The 502-nt window shown below is 46.4% G+C and carries 1 pseudogene; it reads left to right on the top strand.

Features of this window, described 5'->3' with window-relative positions:
• Positions 1-502, top strand: a pseudogene (locus tag AC1TPB_RS25075) (IS110 family RNA-guided transposase); the annotation flags it as partial.

Below are 502 nucleotides of genomic sequence, written 5' to 3'. Positions count from 1 at the left end.
TGGCCAACCGGGACACAGTCACCAAAAGACTTAACAGCGCCGTTAACCAGATTCATCGTTGGGTAGACATTGTGTTCCCAGAACTTCGGCATGTCTTCAAAATTCTCACCTGCACCAGTGCCATTGCCACATTAAGGTTGTTTCCTCTTCCGAAGGAAATTAGTCGGTTAACAACAGAGCAAGTTATCGCCGGTTGGAAGCAATACGTTAAGCGTCATGCGGGTTTGCGGCGAGCTGAACAACTTATCTCACTCGCTGAACGTAGCGTAGGCGCTACTCAGGCTTTGTGTGCATACAAACTGCATTTAGGCCACTTACTTGAAGAATATGACTTGGCAAATCGTCAGCTGGAGCAGGTTGAATTTGAACTTCATCATATCTTGGAGCGTATTCCTTATGCTAAGAAGATGCTTGCTATCCAAGGTGTAAATGTAACCAGCTTGGCTGGAGTTTTAGGAGAAACAGGTGATCTCAGCGGTTATGCGCATGGAAATGCCTTGCT

This window comes from Paenibacillus sp. Y951 (genome assembly GCF_056786395.1).
This window is presented reverse-complemented; position numbering and strand designations above follow the sequence as displayed.